This is a genomic window from Streptomyces sp. NPDC058620, from assembly GCF_042717135.1.
GTDB lineage: Bacteria > Actinomycetota > Actinomycetes > Streptomycetales > Streptomycetaceae > Streptomyces.
In genome coordinates this window covers 124414-125243 of the sequence record NZ_JBHXQO010000011.1, presented here as the reverse complement: position 1 = coordinate 125243, position 830 = coordinate 124414, and the positions used below count along the sequence as shown (strand labels likewise).

Here is an 830-nt window from a genome sequence, read left to right as displayed (position 1 = left end):
TGAGATGTCTTCGTGTCTTCCACTACGAGCCGCCCTGGTCATCCCGGCGGACGATCCGCGTGCGCGGTGGCAGGAGATGACGGTGGGTGCCCCGGGCCCGGACCAACCGCACCAACCGCACCACCCGCACCACCCGCACCACCGGGCCCCGGCACCGACGCGGATACCCCCAGCAAGCGAGGACACGATGAGTGAGCCCGGCGCCGAAACCCCCGCCGCCCCCATGGACCCCGCGCCTCCCGAGGAGTTCGTCCAGGCCGCGAGGCTGGCACCCGACCACTGGCTCTACCTGACCGATCCCGCCTGGCAGGGGGAGGGGCCTCCGCCGGCGTGGGCGGTGGTCGGTCAGTGGCGCTCCGACTCCGAGGGCGAGATCGTCGAGTGGGAGGACAACGAGGACTACAGGCCGTCACCCGAGGCGATGGGGTGGCCCGAGCCCGCCGATGACGTGGACCGCGCCATCCAGCTCGCCACCACCGGGTACGGCTCGGCGGAGGATGTCACCGCCGCCCTGGCCAGGGCCGAGGTCGCGGTACTGGTCACGGTGGACGGCGAGCCGGTGAGCGCGTCGGCGCCCGACGGCACGGCAGTGGTCCCGGTCTACACCTCCCCTCGCTACCTCCAGGCGGCCGGGCGGCTGGGGTTCGAACGGCTGCAGGTCGTGGACCTGCTCGCCCGGATCGCACCGGGCCACAGCCTGTACCTCAACAGCTCGGCCCCGGCCGGCATGGTGCTGACCACGGACGGACTTGCGGCGGTGCTGCGGGAGGCGGCGACGGAAGCGGCGCCGGGAGAGGCAACGGCTCAGTCCCTGAATCCGACCTGAGTTG

At 72.7% G+C, this 830-nt stretch carries 1 protein-coding gene; it reads left to right on the top strand.

What is annotated here, in order from left to right; all coding sequences use genetic code 11:
• The first annotated feature begins 187 nt into the window (after positions 1–187).
• Positions 188–826 (top strand): type VII secretion system-associated protein, encoded by a 639-nt coding sequence (locus ACFWSK_RS14405; protein WP_383784847.1) that lies wholly within the window; start codon positions 188–190, stop codon positions 824–826.
• Positions 827–830 lie beyond the last annotated feature (4 nt).

Coding starts and splice junctions, on each gene's coding strand:
- ACFWSK_RS14405 (WP_383784847.1), top strand. CDS start 188: ATGAGTGAGCCCGGCGCCGAAACCCCCGCCGCCCCCATGGACCCCGCG.